The sequence below is a fragment of the Salmonella sp. 32070601201500089SM genome (assembly GCF_017573605.1).
GTDB lineage: Bacteria > Pseudomonadota > Gammaproteobacteria > Enterobacterales > Enterobacteriaceae > Salmonella > Salmonella enterica.
The window spans coordinates 1-4,478 of record NZ_JAGETK010000028.1 but is presented as its reverse complement, the minus strand read 5'-3'; the positions used below and the strand labels follow the sequence as shown (position 1 = coordinate 4,478).

Annotated in this window: 5 protein-coding genes and 4 tRNA genes; 7 read left to right on the top strand and 2 right to left on the bottom strand. The window is 49.7% G+C overall.

What is annotated here, in order from left to right; all coding sequences use genetic code 11:
• Positions 1-261: 261 nt before the first annotated feature.
• Together murB and birA are read left to right on the top strand one after the other, a co-directional pair.
• Positions 262-1,290 carry a UDP-N-acetylmuramate dehydrogenase gene (gene murB, locus J4728_RS23615; RefSeq protein WP_000149781.1) on the top strand — a complete coding sequence of 343 codons (1,029 nt, stop codon included), beginning with the start codon at positions 262-264 and terminating at the stop codon, positions 1,288-1,290.
• A complete protein-coding gene (birA, locus tag J4728_RS23610) occupies positions 1,287-2,249 on the top strand; it encodes a bifunctional biotin--[acetyl-CoA-carboxylase] ligase/biotin operon repressor BirA (protein ID WP_000655746.1) in 963 nt (320 codons plus the stop codon). Before murB ends, birA begins: the two co-directional genes overlap by 4 nt.
• Positions 2,250-2,283: 34 nt before the next feature.
• Here birA and coaA read toward each other — a convergent pair whose 3' ends face one another.
• Positions 2,284-3,234 (bottom strand): type I pantothenate kinase, encoded by a 951-nt coding sequence (gene coaA / locus J4728_RS23605; RefSeq protein WP_000023069.1) that lies wholly within the window; start codon positions 3,232-3,234, stop codon positions 2,284-2,286.
• 208 nt (positions 3,235-3,442) lie between these two features.
• Positions 3,443-3,616, bottom strand: a complete 174-nt coding sequence (locus J4728_RS23600) for a hypothetical protein (protein WP_001541267.1) — start codon at positions 3,614-3,616, stop codon at positions 3,443-3,445.
• A 19-nt stretch (positions 3,617-3,635) separates the two neighbouring features.
• Between J4728_RS23600 and J4728_RS23595 the strand changes: the two genes are divergently transcribed.
• From J4728_RS23595 to J4728_RS23575, 5 genes are all read left to right on the top strand, one after another.
• Positions 3,636-3,711: transfer RNA gene (locus J4728_RS23595), tRNA-Thr, on the top strand.
• 8 nt (positions 3,712-3,719) lie between these two features.
• Positions 3,720-3,804: transfer RNA gene (locus J4728_RS23590), tRNA-Tyr, on the top strand.
• A 116-nt stretch (positions 3,805-3,920) separates the two neighbouring features.
• Positions 3,921-3,995, top strand: a tRNA-Gly gene (locus J4728_RS23585).
• A gap of 6 nt (positions 3,996-4,001) precedes the next feature.
• Positions 4,002-4,077 (top strand) — tRNA-Thr (locus tag J4728_RS23580).
• A 115-nt stretch (positions 4,078-4,192) separates the two neighbouring features.
• Positions 4,193-4,478, top strand: a 286-nt coding sequence (locus tag J4728_RS23575) for a GTP-binding protein (protein ID WP_000031682.1), incomplete at its 3' end; no start/stop codon positions are given.

Below are 4,478 nucleotides of genomic sequence, written 5' to 3'. Positions count from 1 at the left end.
ATGCCGAACTCAGAAGTGAAACGCCGTAGCGCCGATGGTAGTGTGGGGTCTCCCCATGCGAGAGTAGGGAACTGCCAGGCATCAAATAAAACGAAGGGCCCTGTCGGAAGACAGGGCCTTTTGTTTTTGTCTGTTTCTGCCGGATGGCGGCTCCGCCTTATCCGGCCTACAGGGACGCGCCGATCTACCCTCAATATAACCACAAGCCTTCCCAACACAGATACGGTAAACTATTGCCGATTGAGTATCAGGAAAGCAGCCATGACCCACTCCCTAAAACCCTGGAATACCTTCGGCATTGATCATTGTGCAAAGCACATCGCATGCGCTGAAAACGAACAACAACTACTGAGCGCCTGGCAGCAAGCAACTCGTGAGGGACTGCCGGTTATGATCCTGGGTGAAGGAAGCAATGTCCTGTTTCTGGAAAATTACGCCGGCACCGTGATCCTTAACCGCCTGAAAGGCATTGAGGTCAATGAAACCGCGGACGCCTGGCACCTACACGTCGGCGCAGGCGAAAACTGGCATCAGCTGGTTCGCTACGCGCTGGACAACAACATGCCCGGCCTGGAGAATCTGGCGCTCATCCCTGGCTGCGTTGGTTCCTCGCCTATACAGAATATTGGCGCGTATGGCGTAGAACTACAGCGCGTCTGCGACTACGTTGACTGCGTTGAACTGGAAACGGGAAAACGTCTGCGTTTGTCCGCGGCGGAATGCCGTTTCGGCTATCGTGACAGTATCTTCAAAAATGAATATCAGGATCGCGTTGCGATCGTCGCGGTGGGTCTGCGTTTGTCAAAGCAATGGCAGCCGGTGTTGACCTATGGCGATCTTACTTGTCTGGACCCGAAAACGGTCACCGCGCAACAGGTGTTTGATGCTGTATGCCATATGCGCACCACAAAATTGCCGGATCCTAAAGTGAATGGCAATGCGGGCAGCTTTTTTAAAAATCCCGTTGTCGCAGCCGATATCGCTATGGAACTGTTAGAACGATTTCCCAACGCGCCGCATTACCCTCAGGCAGACGGCTCAGTGAAGCTGGCGGCAGGCTGGCTGATAGATCAATGTCAGTTGAAAGGCGTCACCATTGGCGGCGCTGCGGTGCATCGCCAACAGGCGCTGGTATTGATTAATGCGAATGATGCGACAAGTAAAGATGTGGTGGCGCTGGCGCATCATGTCCGGCAAAAAGTGGGTGAAAAATTTAATGTCTGGCTGGAGCCTGAGGTTCGCTTTATTGGTCGGTCCGGAGAGGTGAACGCTGTGGAGAGCATTGCATGAAAGATACTACCGTTCCCCTGACGCTGATCTCACTACTTGCCGACGGAGAGTTTCACTCAGGCGAGCAGTTGGGTGAACGGCTGGGAATGAGCCGCGCGGCTATTAATAAACATATCCAGACATTACGCGACTGGGGAGTAGATGTATTTACCGTTCCCGGGAAAGGATATAGCTTACCGGAACCCATCCAGTTACTGGATGCTGACCGTATACATAGCCAACTGGATAGCGGAAACGTGGCGGTATTGCCCGTTATCGATTCAACCAATCAGTATTTACTTGATCGAATTGGCGAGCTGCGTTCAGGCGATGCCTGTGTAGCAGAATACCAACAGGCGGGGCGTGGTCGTCGCGGGCGTAAATGGTTCTCACCGTTTGGTGCGAATCTATATCTTTCAATGTACTGGCGTCTGGAGCAGGGGCCTGCGGCGGCAATAGGCTTGAGTCTGGTCATTGGAATTGTGATGGCGGAAGTGCTGCGTGAACTGGGCGCAGATAAAGTTCGTGTGAAGTGGCCTAACGACCTCTACCTGCTGGATCGCAAACTGGCGGGTATTCTGGTCGAGTTAACCGGTAAAACGGGCGATGCCGCACAAATAGTGATTGGCGCTGGTATTAACATGGCAATGCGTCGCGTAGAAGAGGACGTGATAAATCAGGGATGGATCACACTACAAGAGGCCGGAATTACGCTTGACCGCAATATGCTGGCCGCAAAGCTGATTTATAAGCTACGTGCTGCGCTTGAGCTTTTTGAGCAAGAAGGTCTTTCTCCTTATCTTTCGCGCTGGAAAAAACTGGATAATTTTATTGATCGCCCGGTAAAACTAATTATTGGCGACAAAGAAATATTTGGTATTTCTCGCGGCATTGATACTCAGGGTGCATTATTGCTTGAACAGGATGGCGTGATTAAACCCTGGATGGGTGGGGAAATATCGCTGCGAAGCGCCGAATAGTAAAAAAGGGGAGTCGGTACTCCCCTTTTTTCTGTTATTTCCGCAATCTTACCTGTTCCACCGCATGGTTAGCGCTCTTAGTCATAATAAGGCTGGCACGTTCTCGCGTGGGTAAAATATTTTGTTTTAAATTCAACCAGTTAATTTCTTTCCAAAGCGAAGTCGCTGTATTAACAGCTTCTTCTTTAGATAATTTCGCATAATTGTGGAAATAAGAGTCAGGATCGGTAAACGCCCCTTCGCGGAATTTCAGGAAGCGATTGATATACCACGTCTGAAGAAGTTCTTCTGGCGCATCAACGTAAATAGAGAAATCAACGAAATCAGAGACAAATACATGATGCGGATCGTGAGGATAATCCATACCGCTTTGTAAAACATTCAAACCTTCAAGAATCAATATATCAGGTTGAGCGACGGTTTTATCCCCTTCAGGAATAACATCGTAAATCAAATGAGAATAGACTGGCGCCGTCACGTTCGGTACGCCCGACTTGAGGTCAGAAACGAATTTCACCAGTCGGTGCATATCATACGATTCGGGGAACCCCTTTTTCTTCATTAACCCGCGTTCTTTCAACACCTGGTTTGGGTGGAGGAAACCGTCTGTGGTAATCAATTCAACACGGCGGTGTTCCGGCCAGCGACTCAGCAACGCTTGTAGAACGCGTGCTGTCGTGCTTTTACCCACTGCGACGCTGCCCGCGATACTGATGATGTAAGGGATTCGCTGGCCGTTAGTGCCCAGAAACTGTTCCAGGACAGCCTGACGACGCAGATTTGAACTGATATAGAAATTTAGCAAACGGGAGAGAGGTAAATATATTTCTGCAACTTCTTCCAGCGATAAATCTTCATTAATGCCTTTTAACTGCGCGATCTCATCCTCGGTCAGGGTCATCGGCACAGAATCGCGAAGCGCAGCCCACTGGCTGCGATCAAACTGTAGGTAAGGCGTCATTAACGATTGCTCTTTTATACTCATAAGCATGTTTCTGGCTGCTATTGCTACATCAGTTCAGCGATGAACGAGGGCCATCCCTGACATGCAACGGCACGTCACATTTAAGTTAATTTGGACAATGGGCAGGAGGGTAACACCAGATGGGGAGGAATAATAAGAAAAAATCTCGCTGTGAAAGCTATCCCTGAGAAGCAATGTGACGAATATACCAGATACAGAAGATTGCTTTCTATCGACGGAGCGTTGAAATGCCGCGTCGTATCCTGGTCAGACGGTCGGTAAAATGCCGAAAATTTATGCTCTCTTGTTTGAAATTAGAGCATTTTTGTCTCTTATAGCGCAAAATGTGAGCGATAGAACATTTTATGCAATTTTTTAGTTGCATGAGCACGCAGGTCTCCATAGAATGCGCGCTACTTGATGCCGACTTAGCTCAGTAGGTAGAGCAACTGACTTGTAATCAGTAGGTCACCAGTTCGATTCCGGTAGTCGGCACCATCAAGTCCGGTGGGGTTCCCGAGCGGCCAAAGGGAGCAGACTGTAAATCTGCCGTCACAGACTTCGAAGGTTCGAATCCTTCCCCCACCACCATTTTCGGCCGCGCGATGGCGCAGCCCGAGACGATAAGTTCGCTTACCGGCTCGAATAAAGAGAGTTTCTCTCGATATTCAGTGCAGAATGAAAATCAGGTAGCCGAGTTCCAGGATGCGGGCATCGTATAATGGCTATTACCTCAGCCTTCCAAGCTGATGATGCGGGTTCGATTCCCGCTGCCCGCTCCAAGATGTGCTGATATAGCTCAGTTGGTAGAGCGCACCCTTGGTAAGGGTGAGGTCGGCAGTTCGAATCTGCCTATCAGCACCACTTCTTTTCTCCTTCCTGTTTTTCTCTTCTGTTTATTAGCATTCAACAAGTCGGGCGTGTTGCCTGGTTGATGTGGTGATATCACCGATTTATCCGTGTCTTAGAGGGACAATCGATGTCTAAAGAAAAGTTTGAACGTACAAAACCGCACGTTAACGTCGGTACTATCGGCCACGTTGACCATGGTAAAACAACGCTGACCGCTGCCATTACTACCGTACTGGCTAAAACCTACGGCGGTGCCGCTCGCGCATTCGACCAGATCGATAACGCGCCGGAAGAAAAAGCGCGTGGTATCACCATCAACACTTCTCACGTTGAATACGATACCCCGACCCGCCACTACGCACACGTAGACTGCCCGGGGCACGCCGACTATGTTAAAAACATGATCACCGGTG